The 20485-nt window shown below is 56.8% G+C and carries 19 protein-coding genes; 13 read left to right on the top strand and 6 right to left on the bottom strand.

The features are described 5' to 3' along the window. Window positions 1-489: 489 nt before the first annotated feature. Genes ugpB through ugpQ form a run of 5 tightly spaced genes read left to right on the top strand, consistent with a single transcriptional unit; the run spans window position 490 to window position 5405 of the window. Entirely contained in the window at window positions 490-1806 is a 1317-nt protein-coding gene (gene ugpB / locus AC6I8B_RS17990; RefSeq protein ID WP_045139548.1) for a sn-glycerol-3-phosphate ABC transporter substrate-binding protein UgpB, read from the top strand. 54 nt (window positions 1807-1860) lie between these two features. Then, a complete protein-coding gene (gene ugpA, locus AC6I8B_RS17985; protein WP_157353919.1) occupies window positions 1861-2748 on the top strand; it encodes a sn-glycerol-3-phosphate ABC transporter permease UgpA in 888 nt (295 codons plus the stop codon). Further along, window positions 2745-3590, top strand: a complete 846-nt coding sequence (gene ugpE / locus AC6I8B_RS17980) for a sn-glycerol-3-phosphate ABC transporter permease UgpE (protein ID WP_157353916.1) — start codon at window positions 2745-2747, stop codon at window positions 3588-3590. Before ugpA ends, ugpE begins: the two co-directional genes overlap by 4 nt. Window position 3591: 1 nt before the next feature. Further along, window positions 3592-4665, top strand: a complete 1074-nt coding sequence (locus AC6I8B_RS17975) for a sn-glycerol-3-phosphate import ATP-binding protein UgpC (protein ID WP_497817534.1) — start codon at window positions 3592-3594, stop codon at window positions 4663-4665. Further along, on the top strand, window positions 4662-5405 hold the full coding sequence (gene ugpQ / locus AC6I8B_RS17970; protein ID WP_497817533.1) for a glycerophosphodiester phosphodiesterase: 744 nt from the start codon (window positions 4662-4664) through the stop codon (window positions 5403-5405). The genes AC6I8B_RS17975 and ugpQ overlap by 4 nt, the downstream gene beginning before the upstream one ends. Here the strand turns inward: ugpQ and AC6I8B_RS17965 are convergent. Further along, the gene (locus AC6I8B_RS17965) at window positions 5402-5695 is read right to left on the bottom strand and encodes a DUF2756 domain-containing protein (protein ID WP_010253283.1); all 294 of its coding nucleotides are present in this window, start codon (window positions 5693-5695) and stop codon (window positions 5402-5404) included. The genes ugpQ and AC6I8B_RS17965 overlap by 4 nt on opposite strands. A 206-nt stretch (window positions 5696-5901) precedes the next feature. Between AC6I8B_RS17965 and ggt the strand changes: the two genes are divergently transcribed. Next, window positions 5902-7653: a gamma-glutamyltransferase gene (gene ggt, locus AC6I8B_RS17960; protein WP_061704360.1), complete on the top strand. Its 1752-nt coding sequence runs from the start codon at window positions 5902-5904 to the stop codon at window positions 7651-7653. 251 nt (window positions 7654-7904) lie between these two features. On the opposite strand, the gene AC6I8B_RS17955 is transcribed toward ggt, so the two are convergent. Beyond that, window positions 7905-8399, bottom strand: a complete 495-nt coding sequence (locus tag AC6I8B_RS17955; RefSeq protein WP_033768045.1) for a GNAT family N-acetyltransferase — start codon at window positions 8397-8399, stop codon at window positions 7905-7907. Window positions 8400-8748: 349 nt separating this feature from the next. Here AC6I8B_RS17955 and AC6I8B_RS17950 point away from each other — a divergent pair, with 349 nt between their 5' ends. From AC6I8B_RS17950 to gntU, 4 genes are all read left to right on the top strand, one after another. Beyond that, window positions 8749-9444, top strand: coding sequence for a pirin family protein (locus tag AC6I8B_RS17950; protein WP_010671535.1), 696 nt, complete (start codon window positions 8749-8751; stop codon window positions 9442-9444). A 102-nt stretch (window positions 9445-9546) separates the two neighbouring features. Then, the gene (gntR, locus tag AC6I8B_RS17945; RefSeq protein WP_010253274.1) at window positions 9547-10542 is read left to right on the top strand and encodes a gluconate operon transcriptional repressor GntR; all 996 of its coding nucleotides are present in this window, start codon (window positions 9547-9549) and stop codon (window positions 10540-10542) included. Window positions 10543-10682: 140 nt separating this feature from the next. Then, window positions 10683-11219, top strand: a complete 537-nt coding sequence (gntK, locus tag AC6I8B_RS17940; protein ID WP_157353909.1) for a gluconokinase — start codon at window positions 10683-10685, stop codon at window positions 11217-11219. Window positions 11220-11221: 2 nt separating this feature from the next. Then, entirely contained in the window at window positions 11222-12562 is a 1341-nt protein-coding gene (gntU, locus tag AC6I8B_RS17935; protein WP_010671538.1) for a gluconate transporter, read from the top strand. A 13-nt stretch (window positions 12563-12575) separates the two neighbouring features. Here the strand turns inward: gntU and AC6I8B_RS17930 are convergent, their stop codons facing one another. The 4 genes from AC6I8B_RS17930 to AC6I8B_RS17915 all read right to left on the bottom strand — a co-directional run bounded on the left by AC6I8B_RS17930 (window position 12576) and on the right by AC6I8B_RS17915 (window position 14626). Beyond that, window positions 12576-12905, bottom strand: a complete 330-nt coding sequence (locus AC6I8B_RS17930) for a DUF805 domain-containing protein (RefSeq protein WP_081113823.1) — start codon at window positions 12903-12905, stop codon at window positions 12576-12578. Continuing rightward, window positions 12902-13327: a hypothetical protein gene (locus AC6I8B_RS17925; RefSeq protein WP_157353906.1), complete on the bottom strand. Its 426-nt coding sequence runs from the start codon at window positions 13325-13327 to the stop codon at window positions 12902-12904. Before AC6I8B_RS17925 ends, AC6I8B_RS17930 begins: the two co-directional genes overlap by 4 nt. Next, on the bottom strand, window positions 13324-13803 hold the full coding sequence (locus AC6I8B_RS17920) for a hypothetical protein (RefSeq protein WP_232526499.1): 480 nt from the start codon (window positions 13801-13803) through the stop codon (window positions 13324-13326). Before AC6I8B_RS17920 ends, AC6I8B_RS17925 begins: the two co-directional genes overlap by 4 nt. A gap of 229 nt (window positions 13804-14032) precedes the next feature. Continuing rightward, window positions 14033-14626: a YhgN family NAAT transporter gene (locus AC6I8B_RS17915; protein ID WP_003853054.1), complete on the bottom strand. Its 594-nt coding sequence runs from the start codon at window positions 14624-14626 to the stop codon at window positions 14033-14035. Window positions 14627-14843: 217 nt separating this feature from the next. Here AC6I8B_RS17915 and asd point away from each other — a divergent pair, with 217 nt between their 5' ends. The 3 genes from asd to glgX all read left to right on the top strand — a co-directional run bounded on the left by asd (window position 14844) and on the right by glgX (window position 20476). Then, entirely contained in the window at window positions 14844-15953 is a 1110-nt protein-coding gene (gene asd / locus AC6I8B_RS17910) for an aspartate-semialdehyde dehydrogenase (protein ID WP_010671542.1), read from the top strand. Window positions 15954-16313: 360 nt separating this feature from the next. Then, window positions 16314-18497, top strand: coding sequence for a 1,4-alpha-glucan branching enzyme (glgB, locus tag AC6I8B_RS17905; RefSeq protein WP_010253252.1), 2184 nt, complete (start codon window positions 16314-16316; stop codon window positions 18495-18497). Next, complete coding sequence (gene glgX, locus AC6I8B_RS17900; protein WP_157353901.1) at window positions 18494-20476, top strand: glycogen debranching protein GlgX; 1983 nt, start codon at window positions 18494-18496, stop codon at window positions 20474-20476. The genes glgB and glgX overlap by 4 nt, the downstream gene beginning before the upstream one ends. The last annotated feature ends 9 nt before the right edge of the window (window positions 20477-20485 follow it).

Raw genomic sequence — 20485 nt, 5'->3', positions numbered from 1 at the left:
TGCTCGCCATCCTCACGTATATGTTTACGCTCCGGTGGCTGCGCGCTTTGGTACACAGGCCTGGCTTACTGGTCAGGTTGTGGTTGGGCAGTGCTCGCCATCCTCACGTACTACGTGTACGCTCCGGTGACTGCGCGCTGTCCGCCCGCAACCTGCCTGCGCCGCCGACGGCCTTGAGCATCGGTGTGGGTGTTGCCGCCAACGGCCTTTTGAAATTGGTGAGGGGTGTATCGCCATCAGTCTTTAAGTTTGGTGAAGTGAAAACCCGCTGCGGGCTTTTTTACTGCCCAGCCGCTCTGCAAATTATGTAACCAAAACCTGGCAGCAGTGACGCGTTACCGCTGCGCTGCCAGACTCCTCTTTTGCGCATACCGGTCTGTCACCCGGCTGTCATCTTTCTGTTATTAATCCTTCATTTCCCCGTGTCATGTTACTTCGCGAAACAGAAATCCGTGATTTCACGCGTATTTACCTGCACAGGAAAATTCTATGTCCGTCGTTACCTTTCGTCGTAGCCTGATGAGCGTGCTGCTCGGTCTGACGCTCAGCAGCCATGCCATGGCCGCCACTGAGATCCCTTTCTGGCACTCTATGGAAGGCGAGCTAGGCAAAGAAGTGGATTCGCTGGCACAGCGTTTTAACCAGACGCATCCCGATTACAAAATTGTTCCGACCTACAAAGGTAACTACGAGCAGAGCCTGGCAGCAGGGATTGCGGCAGTGCGCAGTGGCAAAGCCCCTGCGGTGCTGCAGGTTTATGAAGTCGGTACGGCGACCATGATGGCCTCGCAGGCGATTGTGCCGGTGCATCAGGTCTTCAAAGACGCCGGTATCCCCTTTGATGAAAAGCAGTTCGTGCCAACGGTGGCGGGCTACTACAGCGACAGCAAAGGTCAGCTGATCTCTCAGCCGTTCAATAGCTCGACGCCAGTGCTCTACTACAACAAAGATGCCTTTAAAAAAGCGGGTCTGAACCCGGATCAACCACCGAAAACCTGGCAGGAGCTGGCGATGGATGCCGCTGCCCTGCGCAAATCGGGCATGAGCTGTGGCTACGCCAGCGGCTGGCAGGGCTGGATCCAGATTGAAAACTTCAGCGCCTGGCACGCTCTGCCGGTAGCGACCAAAAACAACGGGTTTGACGGACTTGATGCGGTGCTGGAGTTCAACAAGCCGGTACTGGTTCGTCATATCGAGCTGCTGGAAGCGATGAACAAGAAAGGGGACTTCACCTATTTTGGCCGCAAAGATGAGTCCACCGCCAAGTTCTACAACGGCGACTGCGGCATCACCACCGCCTCATCCGGTTCGCTGGCTGATATCCGTCATTACGCCAAATTCAACTTCGGTGTTGGCATGATGCCGTATGACGAGACAGTGCCGAATGCGCCGCAGAACGCCCTGATCGGCGGTGCCAGCCTGTGGGTGATGAAAGGCAAAGATGCGACAACCTACAAAGGCGTGGCTGAGTTTATGCAGTTCCTCGCTAAACCAGAAATCGCCGCGGAATGGCACCAGAAAACCGGCTATCTGCCGATTACCACCGCCGCCTACGAGCTGACTAAACAGCAGGGCTTCTACGATAAGAATCCGGGTGCGGATATCGCCACCCGACAGATGATGAACAAACCGCCACTGCCGTTCACTAAAGGCATGCGTCTGGGCAATATGCCGCAGATTCGTACCGTGATCGACGAAGAGCTGGAAAGCGTCTGGACCGGCAAGCAGTCGCCGCAGAACGCGATGGATAACGCAGTGAAACGCGGTAATGAGTTGCTGCGCCGCTTCCAGCAGCAGGTGAAGTAATCTCTCCTTGCGGGCCAGCTCAGGCTGGCCCCTCTCTCTGACGCCAGGTATGCCATGTCTTCATCTCGTCCGGTCTTTCGCACCAGTCTGTTGCCCTATCTTCTGGTGCTGCCGCAACTGCTGATTACCGCCATCTTCTTTCTCTGGCCTGCCGGTGAAGCGCTGTGGTACTCGCTGCAAAGCCTCGATCCCTTTGGCATCTCCAGCAGCTTTGTCGGGCTGGAAAATTTCAGACGCCTGTTTGCCGATCCTTACTATCTGGATTCGTTCTGGACCACCATAAAATTCAGCGGCATGGTCACGGTGTTCGGCATGGTCTTCTCGCTGCTGCTGGCGGCGCTGGTGGATTATGTGGTGCGGCTGCGCCGTCTCTATCAGACGCTGTTGCTGCTGCCCTACGCCGTTGCGCCTGTCGTGGCCGCGGTACTGTGGATGTTCCTGTTTAATCCGGGCCTGGGCCTGTTCAGCTATCTGCTGAACCACATCGGCTACAACTGGAACTATGCGCAAAACAGCGGTCAGGCGATGTTCCTGATTGTGCTGGCATCAATCTGGCAGCAGATGAGCTACAACTTCCTGTTCTTCTTAGCCGCACTGCAATCGATCCCCAAATCGCTGGTGGAAGCCGCCGCCATTGACGGTGCCGGACCGGTGCGTCGCTTCTTCAACCTCTCGCTGCCGCTGATTACGCCGGTCAGCTTCTTCCTGCTGGTGGTGAATCTGATCTACGCCTTCTTCGATACCTTCCCGGTGATCGATGCCGCCACCGGCGGCGGGCCGGTGCAGGCGACCACCACGCTGATCTACAAAATCTATCGCGAAGGCTTTACCGGTCTGGATCTCTCCTCGTCCGCTGCGCAGTCGGTGGTGCTGATGCTGCTGGTCATCGGGCTGACGGTGCTCCAGTTCCGCTTTGTTGAACGTAAGGTGCAATACCAATGATTGAGAATCGACGCGGGCTGGATCTCTTCAGCCACTTCGTGCTGGTGCTGGGCGTGCTCACCATCCTGTTTCCACTCTATGTTGCCTTTGTGGCGGCGACGCTGGATAACGAAGCGGTCTATCATGTGCCGATGACGCTGGTGCCCGGCACGCACCTGTGGGAGAACATCTCGCGCATCTGGACGCATGGCGTCAACGGCAACGGGCCGGCGTTTGGCCTGATGCTGCTCAACAGCATGATCATGGCGCTGGGCATCACCTTCGGCAAAATCACGGTGTCGATGCTGTCAGCGTTTGCGCTGGTCTGGTTTCGCTTTCCGCTGCGCACGCTCTTTTTCTGGCTGATCTTCATCACCCTGATGCTGCCGGTTGAGGTGCGTATCTTCCCGACGGTGCAGGTGATTGCCGATCTCAACCTGCTCGACAGCTACAGCGGATTAACCCTGCCGCTGATGGCTTCGGCGACCGCCACTTTCCTGTTCCGCCAGTTCTTTATGTCGCTGCCGGATGAGCTGGTGGAGGCGGCACGCATCGATGGTGCCAGCGCGATGCGCTTCTTTATCGACATTGTTCTGCCGCTGTCGAAAACCAATCTGGCGGCGCTGTTTGTGATCACCTTTATCTACGGCTGGAACCAGTACCTCTGGCCGCTGCTGATCATCAATGACGCCAGCCTCGGCACGGCGGTGGCGGGGATCAAAAGCATGATCTCCACCAGCGGCTCACCGACCCAGTGGAACGAAGTGATGGCGGCAATGTTATTAACCCTGATCCCACCATTGGTGGTGGTGTTAGTCATGCAGCGTGCCTTTGTGCGCGGTCTGGTTGAGAGTGAGAAATAAGATGGCAGGCGTAACCCTTCAGGCAGTAACCAAATCCTACGATGGCAAAAATCAGATCATCCAGCCGCTGAATGTCACCATCAATGACGGCGAATTTATGGTGATGGTCGGGCCATCCGGCTGCGGTAAATCGACCCTGCTGCGCATGGTGGCCGGACTGGAGCGCGTCAGCTCCGGCGATATCTATATCGACGACCGGCGCGTTACTCAGGAAGAGCCAAAAGATCGCGGGATTGCAATGGTGTTCCAGAACTACGCGCTCTATCCCCATATGTCGGTGGATGAGAACATGGCCTATGGCCTGAAAATCCGTGGCATGGGCAAAGAGCAGGTCCGCCAGCGGGTGCTCGACGCGGCGCGCAGTCTGGAACTGGATCATCTGCTGATGCGTCGGCCTCGCGAACTCTCCGGCGGACAGCGGCAGCGCGTGGCGATGGGCCGCGCGATCGTGCGTGAACCGGCAGTTTTTCTGTTTGATGAGCCGCTCTCCAACCTTGATGCCCGTCTGCGGGTGCAGATGCGGCTGGAACTGCAGCAGCTGCATCGCCGCTTACAGACCACCAGCCTCTATGTTACCCACGATCAGGTGGAGGCGATGACGCTGGCGCAGCGGGTGATGGTGATGAACAAAGGGGTGGTCGAGCAGCTCGGCACACCAGTCGAGGTGTATGAGCGTCCCGCCAGCCAGTTTGTTGCCTCGTTTATTGGCGCGCCCGCCATGAATCTGCTGAAAGGGCAGTTCAGCAGCGATGGATCACGCTTTGACCTCGACGCCTCGCACGCCCTGCCGCTCAGCGATACAAAAGCGAAATGGGCTAACCGACCGGTGGTGCTGGGCATCCGGCCAGAGCACATCCGGCTCAGTAGCCGCGAGCAGGGCGGCGTGCCGCTGCGGGTCGACACGCTGGAGATGCTGGGGGCTGATAATCTGGCACATGGCCGCATCGGTGACACGCCACTGGTGGTACGCTTAGCCCACAGTGAACGCCCGCAGCCAGGCAGTACGCTGTGGCTGCATCTGCCGTCAGATGCGTTACACTTCTTCGATTCAACTCATGGAAAGCGTCTGGAATGAGCACACAACACTGGCCCTATCCCCGCATCGTCGCCCATCGCGGCGGCGGTAAACTGGCACCGGAAAATACGCTGGCGGCGATCGACACCGGCGCGAAATATGGTCATCAGATGATTGAATTTGATGCCAAATTATCGGCCGATGCGCAGATCTTCCTGCTGCATGACGACACGCTCGATCGCACCAGCAACGGCTGGGGCGTGGCGGGTCAGCTGCCGTGGGAGAAGCTGTCGCAGCTTGATGCGGGCAGCTGGTTTAGCAACGCGTTTACCGGTGAAAAGCTGGCGCGGCTGGATCAGGTGGCGGCACGCTGCCGTCAGCATCAGATGATGGCGAACATCGAAATCAAACCGACCACCGGCAGCGATGCTGAAACCGGACGCGCCGTGGCACAGGCTGCCGCGATACTGTGGCAGGATCAGGTCGCACCGTTGCTCTCTTCGTTCTCTTTTGAAGCGCTGGAAGCCGCGATGAAGGCAGAGCCGCAGTTGCCGCGTGGCCTGCTGTCGCACAGCTGGGACCCGCAGTGGCAGGAGAAAACAGCTGCGCTGGCGTGTGTCTCAATTCATCTTAATCATAAGGTGCTGACCGCTGAGCGGGTCGCCGAACTGAAAGCCGCAGGCCTGAAGATTCTGGTTTACACCGTGAACAGCCCGGATCGGGCGCGGGAATTGCTGAAATGGGGCGTCGATGCCATCTGTACTGACGCCATCGACATCATCGGCCCCGATTTTAGTTAGTTCTGGTTTAGATTCTGATTCTGATTCTGCTGGCCCGGCTGCGTGGTAATCACCCGCTGCTGGGCGCTGTTCCGCTGCTCCTGCATTTTACGCTGCGTGTCCTGCGTCTGACGCTGCTGATCCTGGCGCAGCTTCAGCTGTTGCTGCTGCTGCTGGGTCTGCATCTGCGACTGCATCCGCTGCTGGCTGGGGTTATAGCCAGGTTTATTCGGATCGTTAGTGCTGTTCAGCGTGTTCGCCTGACTGGCGAAAGGCAGCAGAGCGGCCAGAATAATCATCCACTTTTTCATCACTCCTCCTTCCTTAAAGCGACAGGGTTTTGGGTGCACAACGGCGTACACCGATATCAGGGTCGTAGCCATAAGTTTACCCGATATCACAGACCTTACTTTCCGATCTATTCCTGATTTGACTTAACCCCGGTTATTTTGCTGTATTTGTAGGCACTTGCAGAAATGATAAAAAAATGTAAATAACAATATGGGATGGTGGCAGGATGAAAATGCAGCAAACAGTGCGTCAGCTTAGCTGGTCGCTGGTGATGAGTTTCACCGTAGTGGCAGGCGCTAACGCCGCGCCAACGCAGGCTCCTCCGGTCTCCTACGGTGTGGACAGTGACACTTTTCACCCGGTAAAAGCGCAGCACGGCATGGTAGCGTCAGTGGATGCGATGGCGACGCAGGTTGGCGTGGAGATCCTGCGTCAGGGCGGCAATGCGGTGGATGCCGCGGTGGCGGTAGGCTTTGCGCTGGCCGTGACCCATCCGCAGGCGGGCAACCTCGGCGGCGGCGGTTTTATGCTGCTGCGCACTGCCTCTGGCCGCGCCACGGCTATCGATTTCCGTGAGATGGCACCGGGACACGCGTCGCGTGACATGTTCCTGGATAAGCAGGGCAACGCCGACAGCAAGCTCTCGCTGACATCACATCTCGCCTCAGGCACGCCGGGCACCGTAGCCGGACTGGCGCTGGCTGCGCAGAAATATGGCACTCTGCCGCTGAGCACGCTGCTGGCACCGGCGATCAAACTGGCGCGTGACGGTATTCCGGTCAACGACGCGCTGGCGGATGACCTGAAGACCTACGGCAAAGAAGTGCTGATCACCCATCCCAACAGCAAAGCGATCTTCTACAAACCGGACGGTACGCCGTGGCAGAAGGGCGATAGGCTGGTGCAGAAGAACCTCGCTCACAGCCTGCAACTGATTGCCCGTCAGGGGCCGGATGCCTTTTACAAAGGTGAAATCGCGGATGAGATCGCCGGAGAGATGGCGCAGCATGGCGGGCTGATCAACAAAGCTGACCTGGCGGCCTATCGTGCGGTCGAGCGTAAGCCAATTAGCGGGACATACCGTGGCTATGAAGTCTTCTCAATGCCGCCGCCGTCATCCGGTGGCATCCACATCGTGCAGATTCTGAATATCCTGGAGAACTTCGATCTGGCGAAGATGGGCTTTGGCAGTGCTGATGCCATGCAGGTGATGGCGGAAGCGGAGAAATATGCCTACGCGGACCGTTCGGAATATCTCGGCGATCCCGATTTCGTGAAGGTGCCGTGGCAGGCGCTGACCAGTAAAGCCTATGCCAAAACCCTGGCGCAGCAGATCGATGTGGCGAAGGCGCGGCCCTCCAGCGAGATCAAACCGGGCAAGCTCGAACCTTATGAAAGCAATCAGACTACCCATTTCTCGGTGGTGGATAAGCAGGGGAATGCGGTCGCGGTGACTTATACGCTTAACACCTATTTCGGCAGCGGAATTGTGGCGGGCAACAGCGGCATCCTGATGAATAACGAGATGGATGACTTCTCAGCCAAGCCAGGCACGCCCAATGTCTACGGGCTGGTCGGCGGGGAAGCGAATGCGGTGCAACCGGCGAAACGTCCGTTGTCATCGATGTCGCCGACCATCGTCGCCAAAGAGGGCAAAACATGGCTGGTGACCGGCAGTCCTGGCGGCAGCCGCATTATCACCACGGTGTTGCAGATGGTGGTTAACAGCATCGATTTCGGGATGAACGTGGCGGAAGCCACTAATGCGCCGCGCTTCCATCATCAGTGGCTGCCGGATCAGCTGCGGGTGGAGAAGGGCTTCAGTCCCGATACGCTGCGTCTGCTGGAAACCAAAGGTCAGCATGTGAAGGTACTGCCGTCGATGGGCAGTACGCAGAGCATCATGATCGGGCCGGATGGCATGCTCTATGGCGCTTCCGATCCGCGGAGCATCGATGATTTGAGTGCGGGTTATTGAGATTTAAAACTGCTGACAAACTCAAACCCGGGTGAATCTGACAGCAATAAATAAGCTTAACGCGCAGGGAACTGGGTCAGAATAGGAAAGCGTCCCGCGGCAGGACGGCGCGGGCCGAGCATGTCATGGATGACGGCTTTTGCGTCTTTCCGATCTGACCCTGTTTCCTGCGCAGGCGCTAGCTGACAGCGAACCTTGTCAGTGTTTATCAGCAGAAAGGGCGCCTTCGGTGCTCTTTCTGCTTCCACACGTCAGGCTTTAACCCGCGCCATATAATGCGCGTCGATCAGTTCACCGTGCCGCATTGCGAAGCCTTTAGCCGTTCCCTCAATCTCAAAACCGAAACGCTGATAAAGGGCGATAGCCGGGCCATTATCGACGAATACTGTCAGTTCCATTCGGCTCACCTGTAGCCAGTTGTCGCACAACGCGACCATTTCACGCATGAGTGCGGTTCCGACGCCACGCTGACGATAGCGTTCATCCACGCCCATACCCAGTGAGGCGACATGACGGCGTCTGGCGCGCTCTTCCACATGCAGCGCACACTGACCGACGACGACATCATCGATACAGGCCACCAGCAGATGCGCATGGGGCTGAGGCGTCGCGAGACGGGTATGCCACATCTGGAGTGATGAGTGGGGCAAATGGAGTGTGCTGGCCTGGGTATCTGGCTGACCGTAGATCCTGTGCAGTGCAGCAGCATCTTCAGGCGTGACGTGGCGGACAACTATTTCACTCATGGTTTCTCCTTTAGCCCATTAAAACCCTTTAAACATCAAGGTATTCACCGCGTTAATCAGGGTAAAAAATGTGAAAATGACTTTACAGACGCGAATGATAATGATTATTATTGTCATGCGTTCTCGGGAGGTCGCCCGACAGCCTGAGAAAGCACGACATTGCTCACATTGCTTCCAGTATTATTTAGCCAGCTTATCCGCTGGCTTTTTTTTTGCCTGCCCTTCTTCAGTGCTTTTCAGCCACTGCTCAATGCTCATTCAACTATTTTGAACAGAGGCGTGAAGTTTTTCAGCTATCAATCAGACCCCCTCAGGGACAGACTATAAAAAACATTGAGGAGATTTGAACATGATCTATGTACGCAAAGCTGAAGAACGCGGTCACGCAAACCATGGCTGGCTGGATAGCTGGCACACATTCTCTTTCGCCAGCTATCACGATGCGAACTTTATGGGTTTCTCCGCGCTGCGGGTCATCAATGAAGATGTGATTGATGGCGGTCAGGGATTTGGTACCCATCCTCACAAGGATATGGAAATCCTGACCTACGTGCTCTCCGGTACGGTTGAGCATCAGGACAGCATGGGCAACAAAGAGCAGATCCCGGCAGGGGAGTTCCAGATCATGAGCGCCGGCACCGGCGTACGTCACTCTGAGTACAACGCCAGCGAAAGCGAGCCGCTGCACCTTTATCAGATCTGGATCATTCCTGAGCGTACCGGTATCGAGCCACGCTACGATCAGCGCCGCTTCCCGGATGTGCAGGGACGTCAGCTGGTGTTAAGCCCGGATGCCCGTGAAGGATCGCTGAAAGTCTTTCAGGACATGACCTTATCGCGCTGGGTAATGGCTGCCGGCGAACAGGACAATGTCGCGATTGATGCGGGACGTCGTATCTGGATTCAGGTGGTGAAAGGTGATGTTACCGTTAACGGCAACGCGATCACCACCAGCGACGCCCTGGCGATCTGGGACGAAAGCGCGCTGACCATTGAAGCCAGCTCGGCTGCAGAAGTCCTGCTGTTTGATCTGCCACCGGTCTAAGCAGATAACGGGCGCGCATCGTCGCGCCCGGTTGGCAATTTTGTGACAGAAAAGTGATAGACTCATCGTACTTTAGCTTTAAGGGCGATCCCAGGCGCTACGATGAAGAAGAAAAGACCGGTATTACAGGACGTTGCCGATCGCGTCGGCATTACTAAAATGACCGTCAGCCGTTACCTGCGTAATCCAGAGCAGGTCTCCGTTGCCCTGCGGGATAAGATTGCGGTGGCACTGGATGAGCTGGGTTATATCCCCAATCGCGCCCCCGATATGCTTTCTAACGCCACCAGCCGCGCCATTGGCGTACTGCTGCCGTCACTCACAAACCAGGTTTTTGCTGACGTATTGCGCGGCATCGAAGCCGTCACCGACGAAGCCAACTATCAGACGCTGGTCGCCCACTTTGGTTACAACCCGCAAAAAGAGGAGCTGCAACTGCGCTCGCTGCTGGGCTGGAACATTGATGGGGTTATCCTCACCGAACGCACTCATACACCAGGCACGCTGCGCATGCTGGAAGTGGCCGGTATCCCGGTGATTGAGGTGATGGACAGCGTCACGCCCTGCCTGGATATGGCGGTAGGCTTTGATAACGTTGAAGCGGCCCGGCAGATGACGCAGGCAATCCTCAGCAAAGGTCATCGTCATACCGTCTACCTCGGCGCACGCCTGGATGAACGTACGCTGCAGAAGCAGCGCGGTTACGAAATCGCGATGCGCGAAGCGGGGCTGACGCCACGCAGTGTGATGATGGAAGATGCCTCTTCATTCAGCGCCGGTTGTGATCTGCTGCGTGAGGCGCAACGTCTCTATCCTGAAACAGATAGCCTGTTCTGTACCAATGATGATCTGGCGGTCGGCGCGATGTTTGAGTGCCAGCGTCAGGGATTGCAGGTGCCCTCTCAGATGGCGATAGCCGGTTTCCACGGCCATGACATCAGTCAGGTTGTCACGCCACAACTGGCGACAGTGCTGACGCCACGCGACCGCATGGGGCGCGAAGCCGCGGCGCTGCTGCTGGCGCGCATTGCCGGAGAAACCAGCACCTGCCAGCCGCTGGATGTCGGTTTTGAGATCAGTGAAGGTGGCAGCATCTGATTGTGGCGTTTTTATGAGTCAGCTCACACTTTCATGCATTTCCTGGTAAAAAGGTTGCCAGGCTGTTAAGCGGCCAGGAGAATGAGAAACGACATTGTTATCGGTAACATTGGCAAATTCTCACCTGCCGGAGCAGAAAAATGACAACGCAATCCCCGTCGCATCACGTTTTTATCCTGATGGGCGTTTCAGGCAGCGGAAAGTCTGCCGTCGCCAATCAGGTCTCTCACCAGCTGAATACAGCCTTTCTTGACGGTGATTTTCTCCACCCCCGCGCCAACATCCTGAAGATGGCCGATGGTCATCCGCTGGATGACAGCGATCGCCAGCCGTGGTTACAGGCACTGAACGACGCCGCGTTTGCCATGCAGCGCACCCAGGCGATTTCCGTGATTGTCTGTTCAGCCCTGAAGAAAAGTTATCGCGACATCCTGCGTCAGGGAAATGACAACCTGCGTTTCGTCTACCTGAAAGGCGATTTCGACACCATCGAAGCCCGCCTGAAAGCGCGTAAAGGCCACTTCTTCAAGCCGCAGATGCTGGTGACGCAGTTTGCGACGCTGGAAGAGCCAGGCAGCGATGAGCCGGATGTACTGGTGGTGGATATCGCGCATTCACTGGACGATGTGGTGGCAGCTACGGTTGCGACTATCCAGGACGCTATCAGCCAGGGTTAGAGATGAATACCGCAACACTCGTTTTGACCGCAGCAGGCTCCGTCCTGCTGCTGCTTTTCCTGGTGATGAAGGCCCGTATGCACGCCTTCGTCGCATTGATGTTAGTGTCCATCGGTGCCGGGCTGTTCTCCGGCATGCCACTGAATCAAATCGCTGAAACCATGCAGAAGGGGATGGGCGGCACGCTCGGCTTCCTCGCGATTGTGGTCGCGCTGGGCGCGATGTTCGGCAAAATCCTGCATGAAACCGGCGCAGTTGATCAGATCGCCATCCGGATGCTGAAAACCTTTGGTCAGAGCCGTGCCCATTATGCGATGGGCATTGCCGGTCTGATCTGCGCGCTGCCGCTCTTTTTTGAGGTGGCAGTCGTGCTGTTGATCAGCATCGCTTTTGCGGTGGCACGGCGTACCGGCGGCAATCTGGTGAAGCTGGTGATCCCGCTGTTTGCTGGTGTGGCCGCAGCGGCGGCGTTTCTGCTGCCCGGACCGGCCCCGATGCTGCTGGCCTCGCAGATGCACGCAGACTTTGGCTGGATGATCCTGCTGGGTCTCTGTGCGGCGATCCCGGGCATGCTGATTGCCGGGCCACTGTTTGGCAACTTCATTGGCAACCACGTCTCGTTCAGCGCGCCGCCGGAAGATCATCAACCGGATGTCGATGAGAGCAAGCTGCCGTCGTTTGGCTTCAGCCTCTCACTGATTCTGTTTCCGCTGGTGCTGGTTGGCCTGAAAACCATCGGCGCACGCTTCACGACCGAAGGCACCACCCTGTATGAGTGGCTGGAATTTATCGGCCATCCTTTCACCGCAATCCTGCTGGCGCTGCTGGTGGCGATTTATGGCCTGGCTTACCGTCAGGGTATGGATAAAGAGCGGGTAATGCAGGTGTGTGGCAGCGCGCTGCAACCGGCCGGGATTATCCTGCTGGTGATTGGCGCGGGCGGCGTGTTTAAGCAGGTGCTGGTGGACTCCGGCGTGGGTCCGGTGCTAGGCAATGCGCTGACCGGCGCAGGACTGCCGATTGCGCTGGCCTGCTTTATCCTGTCAGGTGCGGTGCGGGTGATTCAGGGATCGGCAACGGTCGCCTGTCTGACCACGGTGGGCTTAATCATGCCGGTGATTGAACCGCTGCACTACAGCGGCGCTCAGCTGGCGGCGCTGTCGATCTGCATCGGCGGTGGCTCAATCATTATCAGCCATGTAAACGATGCTGGGTTCTGGCTGTTTGGTCGCTTCACCGGGGCCAGCGAAGCGGAAACGCTGAAGACCTGGACACTGATGGAAACTATTCTCGGCACTACCGGGGCTATCGTAGGTATGATTGCTTTCGAACTGCTTTCCTGACCAACCCGACGGGCTATCGGCCCGTCAGGTTTTTTTCCCGCGAGCGGGGGAAGAGTAAAAAAGGGAACAGCAGATAAGGCGCCACTACCAAAAGAACAATGATGCCGCGTGAATAGCCAGAGTCATTTATTCTCCTCACCCCACAGGAAAAAACAGGCAAAATAAACAGCAGCAGCGCGATTAAGCCTATTTCATGTTGTGGCCCGGTAAACCATTGCAGATAACTGCAGAACCAGACCAGCTGAAACAGCAGGAAAATAAAATAGCTCGTCCTTCCTTCACGCCCCTCATAGTTAAACGTGCTCAGCAGACAGCTTTTGATAATCTGCAGCAGCCTGTTCATGCCCATTTTCTTCTTATCACAGCAAAAACAACCAGCGTAATGGCGGCGGCAAGTAAGTAAACCCAGGCAAAATCAGTGACGTCAACTTGTATCAGCTGCACGTCATTCAATGCCGCTTTCCGGCCCGAGACGGATAATACGGTCAGTCCAGCCAAACAGAGTATATTTGCCAGAAAGAATAGTGCCTGAAAGGCTGTTTCTTTAGCCGCGGACAGAAAGGCAATTTTTCTGAAACCCCACCAGGCTACCAGATAAACCAGCAGCCAGAGCAACGCGCAGAGTAGCGGGGCAACCAGATAACTGCGCATATCGGTGATCACTCCTGAATGGCCGCCGTTGGCATACTGCAGCACTTCCTGAAGGGAGAAGTAACCTGTTATCAGATAGAGCGCACCGAAAAAAAAGGGTAATAACAACCTCATTGCATTTCCCTCCGGGTTTTCAGACGCTGCATCAGCTGCGGCAGCTCTTTTCCGGGGTCCACCATCACCAGCTGTTTACTTTTTGCATCGTATTTCGCGGCGGCGGTCGGGTCACCTTTACCACCCTCCGCCATCACAAAGCGGGCATCTGAACGGCCATAAAGGCTGACATGCGGAAAGGGATCGCTGCCAAAGGCCAGCACGTTGCGGCCAGGCAGGGTATATTCTCTGGTCAAAAAATCCGGGATTTTTTTTGAATCAATGCCTGAGAAAGGCGTAGTGACAAAGCGGGAACCTGCATAGTCGAGAGAAAAGCAGGTACTGTTATCGGCTGCATTTTTCTGCACCAAATCCGCGCCAAACAGGATTTTTAAACGCTGCCAAACCGTCGCGCTGTCGGGTTCGATCTTCTTGCCTTCCAGATAAACATCTTGCTTATGATAAAGTTGGTAAACCATTTTGTGAATCTGCACCATGGAGGCGCCAACACCGTGCCAGTTCGGCGCATCCCTGCTGTAAAGCCGCTCAACGAAAATAAAGACGCCTGTCCCGGCATAATTTTCGATACTGCCCGCCATAGATATCTCCTTTTTTACAGCATTATATAAATAATATTGTTCATTTCAATGCCGTAACTTTGTGATAAACAGGCTGAATTAATGCGGCTGCCTGCCAGCCTGTCAGGGCAAAAGGACAAAGGTGCGCTTATAACTTCAGATAAGCCCGAATGCCGTCCAGGAACATCTGAGTTGCCAGCATAATCAGTATTAATCCCATCAGCCGCTCCAGCGCATTCACGCCTTTATCGCCCAGCAGCCGCAGGAACAGACCTGACATCAGCAGAATACCCACCGTCACGCCCCATGCGATCAGCAGCGCGCCGACCAGGTGCGACATCTGATGCGGATATTGATGCGACAGCAGCATCAGCGTCGCCAGCAGCGATGGCCCGGCTACCAGTGGGATCGCCAGCGGCACCAGGAAGGGCTCTTCACCCGCCGGTAAACCAGAACTGCTGCTTTCCGCCGACGGGAAAATCATTTTAATGGCGATAAGAAACAGGATGATCCCGCCGGAAATCGACACCGTTTCAGTACGCAGATTCAAAAATGCCAGGATGCGTTCGCCGGTAAACAGGAACAGCAGCATGATGATCAGGGCAATCAACATTTCACGGATCAGCACCACTCGCCGCCGTTTCGGCTCCAGATGCTTTAAAACCGACATAAAAATCGGCAGATTGCCCAGCGGATCCATAATTAACAACAATAATATTGTCGCTGAAATCATTTCAGTCATCGGTTTTACGCCATGTTGTTCACGAAAAAGCGGAGTTATTAGTTACGCTGCTGAAAAAGTTAGCGTAATCGAATTAATTCACTTGCTACCCGGCCTGCATTTTGTAGAGTGAAGGGACACAGGTAAATCTTATTATTACGCAGAGCGGCGTGAAAATAGCACGCCGCTCTCTCCTCTGAAATGAAAAGCAGGTGTAACTGCCTTAGACGGACACGACATGAAGAATGTAGGTTTTGTTGGTTGGCGCGGTATGGTCGGCTCTGTGCTGATGTCCCGCATGAGTGAAGAGCGTGATTTTGATGCAATCAATCCGGTCTTCTTCTCGACGTCGCAGCATGGTCAGGCGGCACCCGCATTTGCGGGCAAACAGCAGGGCACACTGCAGGATGCGTTTGATATTGAGGCGCTGCGGGCGCTGGATATCATTATTACCTGCCAGGGCGGCGACTACACCAGTGACGTCTATCCAAAGCTGCGCGCCAGCGGCTGGCAGGGATACTGGATTGATGCGGCCTCCACGCTGCGCATGAAAGATGATGCCATCATCATCCTCGATCCGGTCAACCATGCGGTGATTCGCCAGGGCATCGACAGTGGGATCAAAACCTTTGTCGGCGGTAACTGTACCGTCAGCCTGATGCTGATGTCGCTGGGCGGCCTGTTTGCTCAGGACCTGGTGGAGTGGGCTTCGGTTGCCACCTATCAGGCGGCCTCTGGCGGCGGCGCGCGCCACATGCGTGAACTACTGACCCAGATGGGCATGCTGCACGATCACGTTGCGCCTGCGCTGCAGAACCCGGCCTCCGCCATCCTCGACATCGAGCGTAGCGTGACCGACTTCACCCGTTCCGGCACTCTGCCGACCGATAACTTCGGTGTGCCGCTGGCGGGCAGCCTGATCCCGTGGATCGACAAACAGCTGGAAAACGGTCAGAGCCGCGAAGAGTGGAAAGGCCAGGCTGAGACCAACAAGATCCTCGCCACCCGTAACGTCATTCCGGTGGATGGATTGTGCGTGCGCGTCGGGGCACTGCGCTGCCACAGCCAGGCCTTTACGCTGAAGCTGAAACGCGACCTGCCGCTGGCTGAAATTGAGCAGCTGCTGGCCTCTCACAATGAGTGGGTCAAAGTGGTGCCGAATGACCGCGAACTGACGATGCGTGAACTGACGCCTGCCGCTGTCACCGGTACGCTGACCACGCCGGTTGGCCGGTTGCGTAAACTGAATATGGGGCCGGAATATCTCTCCGCCTTCACGGTGGGCGACCAGCTGTTATGGGGCGCAGCCGAACCGCTACGTCGCATGCTGCGGTTGTTAACCAGCTAAACAGAAAACATCGCCAAAGGCCGGATTTATCCGGCCTTTTTTGTTTTTGTCGTACACGAAACAATCTGCCGTTTCGCTTACTCAGTGATCAACTTCCCTTTTTTGCCGGTCGGTAAAGATTATTTTGCTTTAGTCCATGGCAAGTGCCGTGACCAAGCTATGATTTAACCATGATGTGCCACAGGTAACTCTTGTGCTTTCCGGATTAAATGGTTGTGGTACACGGCAAAAACACTTTTCCCACGGAATGGCCTGACTTCTTTGTCGTTGTACGTATGGCTCAATGAAGAGCAGCGCAGGTGAACCGCGACAGGCTGTGTCGCGTTCATTTCGGCTGCCAATTATCACAGGAAGAAAGTCATGTCAGAGCTTCCCGATCGCGATGCGATCAATGCCCTGTTTGCGGGTAATTATGCCGACCCTTTTTCGTTACTAGGGATGCACCGAACTCAGCAAGGCCTTGAAGTCAGGGCATTGCTTCCCGAAGCGCTTGAAGTGTGGGTCATTGAAACCTCCACCGGGCGCAAACTGGCTCAGCTGGTGTGTGAAGATGCACGTGGCTTCTTCAGTGGCGTTATTCCACGCCGCAAAAACCCGTTCCGCTATCAGCTGGCGGTGAACTGGCACGGCCAGCAAAACCTGGTAGACGATGCCTATCGCTTTGGTCCGCTGCTGCAGGAGATGGATCTGTGGCTGCTGGCAGAAGGGACGCACCTGCGCCCTTATGAGACGCTGGGCGCGCACGGTGACGTCATTGATGGCGTCTTCGGCACCCGCTTCTGCGTCTGGGCACCCAACGCCCGTCGCGTGTCAGTGGTTGGCGATTTCAACTTCTGGGATGGCCGCCGTCATCCGATGCGTCTGCGTCAGGAGCTGGGCATCTGGGAGCTGTTTGTACCGGGCGCGGTCAACGGCCAGCTCTACAAGTATGAAATCATCGACGCCAATGGGGAACTGCGCATCAAAGCGGACCCGTACGCCTTTGAGGCGCAGATGCGTCCGCAAACTGCGTCGATGATCTGTGGTCTGCCAGAGCCTGTTGAGATGAAAGCAGAGCGCAAGGCAGCCAACGCTTTTGACGCGCCGATCTCCATCTATGAAGTGCATCTGGGCTCCTGGCGTCGTCACACCGACAACAACTTCTGGCTGAGCTATAAAGAGCTGGCTGAACAGCTGGTGCCCTACGTCAAAGAGATGGGCTTTACCCATATCGAACTGCTGCCGATCAACGAACATCCGTTTGATGGCAGCTGGGGCTATCAGCCGCTGGGCATGTATGCGCCGACCCGACGTTTTGGTACCCGTGACGAGTTCCGCGCCTTCATTGACGCCGCCCATGAGGCGGGCCTCAACGTGCTGCTCGACTGGGTGCCGGGCCACTTCCCCAGCGACGATTTCGGTCTGGCAAGGTACGACGGCACCGAGCTCTATGAGCACAGCGACCCGCGTGAAGGCTTTCACCAGGACTGGAATACCCTGATCTACAACTTTGGTCGCCGGGAAGTGAGCAACTACCTGTCGGGCAATGCGCTCTACTGGACGGAGCGCTTTGGCATTGATGGCCTGCGTGTGGATGCAGTGGCGTCGATGATCTACCGCGACTACAGCCGCAGCGAAGGGGAATGGGTGCCGAATCAGTACGGCGGCCGTGAAAACCTGGAAGCGATTGAGTTTCTGCGTCACACCAACCGTACGCTCGGCACCGTGGCATCCGGTTCGGTGACCATGGCCGAAGAGTCGACAGACTACCCTGGCGTGACGCGTCCCACCGAAGACGGCGGGCTGGGCTTCTGGTTCAAATGGAATCTGGGCTGGATGCACGACACCCTCGACTACATGAAGGTCGATCCCATCTACCGTAAGCACCATCACGATCTGATGAGCTTCGGCATGATGTACAACTACACCGAAAACTTTGTGCTGCCGCTGTCGCATGACGAAGTGGTGCACGGTAAGCGCTCGATTCTCGATCGTATGCCGGGCGATGCATGGCAGAAGTTCGCCAACCTGCGTGCTTACTACGGCTGGATGTGGGGCTTCCCCGGCAAGAAACTGCTGTTTATGGGCAACGAATTTGCCCAGGGTCGCGAGTGGAACCACGATGTCAGCCTCGACTGGCATCTGCTGGAAGGGGACGACAACTGGCACCACGGCGTTCACCGTCTGGTGCGCGATCTCAACCACACCTATCAGTACTACACGCCGCTGCATCAGCTCGACTTCGATCCGGCAGGCTTTGAGTGGCTGGTGGTAAACGATGCGGAACACTCCGTCTTCGCCTTTGTCCGTCGTGACCGTGAAGGCAACGAAGTGATCGTCGTCAGTAACTTTACGCCGGTGCCGCGTCCGGGCTATCGCTTTGGCGTTAACCAGCCTGGCTACTGGCGTGAAGTGCTGAACACCGATCAGCATGAGTATCACGGCAGCGACGTGCGCAACCATCGGGTGCATACCGATGAGCAGGAGAGCCACGGGCGACCGCAGTCGCTGAGCCTCAATCTGCCGCCGCTGGCAACGGTATGGCTGGTGCGGGAGGCTGAATGACCATCACTGCCGGAGATCCCGAACCGCTGGGTGCCAGTTACGATGGCAAAGGCGTTAACTTCACCCTGTTCTCACAGCATGCCGGGCGCGTAGAGCTCTGCCTGTTTGATGAGCAGGGCGCAGAACAGCGTCTTGACCTGCCTGGCCGCAGCGGGGATATCTGGCATGGTTATGTTCCGGCATTAAAACCGGGACAGCGCTACGGCTACCGGGTGCATGGTCCCTGGGCGCCGCAGCAGGGACACCGTTTTAATCCGGCGAAGCTGTTGGTTGATCCCTGCGCCCGCGCGGTTGAGGGCGATGTACCGGATGACCCGCTGTTTCATGGCGGCGAGGCGCAGCCCGATCCGCATGACAACGCGGCGATTGCGCCGAAGTCACGGGTAGTCGCGGAGGATTTTGACTGGCAGGACGACGTCGCACCGGGTATTCCCTGGGGTAACACGGTGATTTACGAAGCCCACGTGCGCGGCCTGACGCAGCAGCATCCGGAAATTCCGGAAACGCTGCGCGGGACTTACGCGGCGCTCGGTCATCCTGTTATGGTGAATTACCTGCGCAGTCTGGGGATTACCACCCTTGAGCTACTGCCGGTGGCGCACTTCGCCAGCGAGCCGCGACTGCTGCAGCTCGGCCTCAGCAACTACTGGGGCTATAACCCCTTTGCGCTCTGGGCGGTGGATCCCCGTTACGCCTCCGGTCAGCCGGACGTGACGCCGTTGCAGGAGTTTCAGCAGGCGGTCAAAAACCTGCACGCCGCGGGTATCGAAGTGCTGCTGGATGTGGTGTTCAACCACACCGCTGAACTCGATGAGATTGGCCCGACGATCTCCATGCGCGGCATCGACAACGCCAGCTACTACTGGCTCGATGAGCAGGGCGATTATCAGAACTGGACCGGCTGCGGCAACACGCTGAATATTCATCATCCTCAGGTGATGACGTGGGCTTTAGAGGCGCTGCGCTACTGGGTGCGGGTCTGCCACGTCGACGGCTTCCGCTTTGACCTCGCGCCAGTGCTGGGCCGCACACCGGATTACCAGCGGGATGCGCCATTTTTTGCGGCGATACGCGCCTGTCCGCTGCTCTCTCAGGTCAAGCTGATTGCTGAACCCTGGGATATCGGCCCTGACGGCTATCAGGTTGGTCGTTTTCCGCCGCCGTTTGCCGAATGGAACGATCAGTTTCGCGACACCGCGCGACGTTACTGGCTGCACGGCGACATAAGCAACGGCGAGTTCGTCCGTCGCTTTGCCGCCTCCAGCGATCTCTACCAGCATGATGACCGGTCGCCACACGCCACGGTTAACCTGATCACCGCCCACGACGGCTTTACGCTGTGGGATGTGGTGAGCTTCGAACGTAAACACAACGAAGCGAACGGGGAAGATAACCGTGATGGTCACGGCGATAACTACAGCCACAACCACGGCAAAGAGGGGCTGAACGTCAGCTTCGACGTGATTGAACGTCGCCGTCGCAGCGTGCGGGCACTGCTGACGACGCTGCTGCTGTCACAGGGCACGCCGATGCTGCTGGCAGGCGATGAGCGCGGCCACACCCAGCGCGGCAATAACAACGCCTACTGTCAGGATAACGCCCTGAGCTGGCTTGACTGGCAGGCGGATGAGAAGGGATTAGTCGGATTCACCGCTGCACTGATCGAGCTGCGCCAGCGCATTCCGGCGCTGACCGCAGATCGCTGGTGGCAGGACGGTGACGGCAATGTGCAGTGGCTCAATGCCGGTGGCCAGCCACTGCAACACGATGAATGGGCACAGGGGATGCACAGATTGCAGATCCTGCTGTCCGGCCGCTGGTTAATAACAATAAACGCCACGGATACGGTGAATGACATCGTGTTACCAGACGGAGAATGGCGCGCCCTTCCTCCTTTCGCCGGGGACGACAACCCCATCCTGCTAACTGTCTGGCATGGTCCCGCACACGGTGTGTGCGTGTTCCAAAAGCAATCATAAGGAGTCAGA

It is taken from the genome of Pantoea sp. X-Soil-ISGK-285 (assembly GCF_059730815.1).
This window is presented reverse-complemented; position numbering and strand designations above follow the sequence as displayed.

Coding starts and splice junctions, on each gene's coding strand:
- ugpB (WP_045139548.1), top strand. CDS start 490: ATGTCCGTCGTTACCTTTCGTCGTAGCCTGATGAGCGTGCTGCTCGGT.
- ugpA (WP_157353919.1), top strand. CDS start 1,861: ATGTCTTCATCTCGTCCGGTCTTTCGCACCAGTCTGTTGCCCTATCTT.
- ugpE (WP_157353916.1), top strand. CDS start 2,745: ATGATTGAGAATCGACGCGGGCTGGATCTCTTCAGCCACTTCGTGCTG.
- AC6I8B_RS17975 (WP_497817534.1), top strand. CDS start 3,592: ATGGCAGGCGTAACCCTTCAGGCAGTAACCAAATCCTACGATGGCAAA.
- ugpQ (WP_497817533.1), top strand. CDS start 4,662: ATGAGCACACAACACTGGCCCTATCCCCGCATCGTCGCCCATCGCGGC.
- AC6I8B_RS17965 (WP_010253283.1), bottom strand. CDS start 5,695: ATGAAAAAGTGGATGATTATTCTGGCCGCTCTGCTGCCTTTCGCCAGT.
- ggt (WP_061704360.1), top strand. CDS start 5,902: ATGAAAATGCAGCAAACAGTGCGTCAGCTTAGCTGGTCGCTGGTGATG.
- AC6I8B_RS17955 (WP_033768045.1), bottom strand. CDS start 8,399: ATGAGTGAAATAGTTGTCCGCCACGTCACGCCTGAAGATGCTGCTGCA.
- AC6I8B_RS17950 (WP_010671535.1), top strand. CDS start 8,749: ATGATCTATGTACGCAAAGCTGAAGAACGCGGTCACGCAAACCATGGC.
- gntR (WP_010253274.1), top strand. CDS start 9,547: ATGAAGAAGAAAAGACCGGTATTACAGGACGTTGCCGATCGCGTCGGC.
- gntK (WP_157353909.1), top strand. CDS start 10,683: ATGACAACGCAATCCCCGTCGCATCACGTTTTTATCCTGATGGGCGTT.
- gntU (WP_010671538.1), top strand. CDS start 11,222: ATGAATACCGCAACACTCGTTTTGACCGCAGCAGGCTCCGTCCTGCTG.
- AC6I8B_RS17930 (WP_081113823.1), bottom strand. CDS start 12,905: ATGAACAGGCTGCTGCAGATTATCAAAAGCTGTCTGCTGAGCACGTTT.
- AC6I8B_RS17925 (WP_157353906.1), bottom strand. CDS start 13,327: ATGAGGTTGTTATTACCCTTTTTTTTCGGTGCGCTCTATCTGATAACA.
- AC6I8B_RS17920 (WP_232526499.1), bottom strand. CDS start 13,803: ATGGTGCAGATTCACAAAATGGTTTACCAACTTTATCATAAGCAAGAT.
- AC6I8B_RS17915 (WP_003853054.1), bottom strand. CDS start 14,626: ATGACTGAAATGATTTCAGCGACAATATTATTGTTGTTAATTATGGAT.
- asd (WP_010671542.1), top strand. CDS start 14,844: ATGAAGAATGTAGGTTTTGTTGGTTGGCGCGGTATGGTCGGCTCTGTG.
- glgB (WP_010253252.1), top strand. CDS start 16,314: ATGTCAGAGCTTCCCGATCGCGATGCGATCAATGCCCTGTTTGCGGGT.
- glgX (WP_157353901.1), top strand. CDS start 18,494: ATGACCATCACTGCCGGAGATCCCGAACCGCTGGGTGCCAGTTACGAT.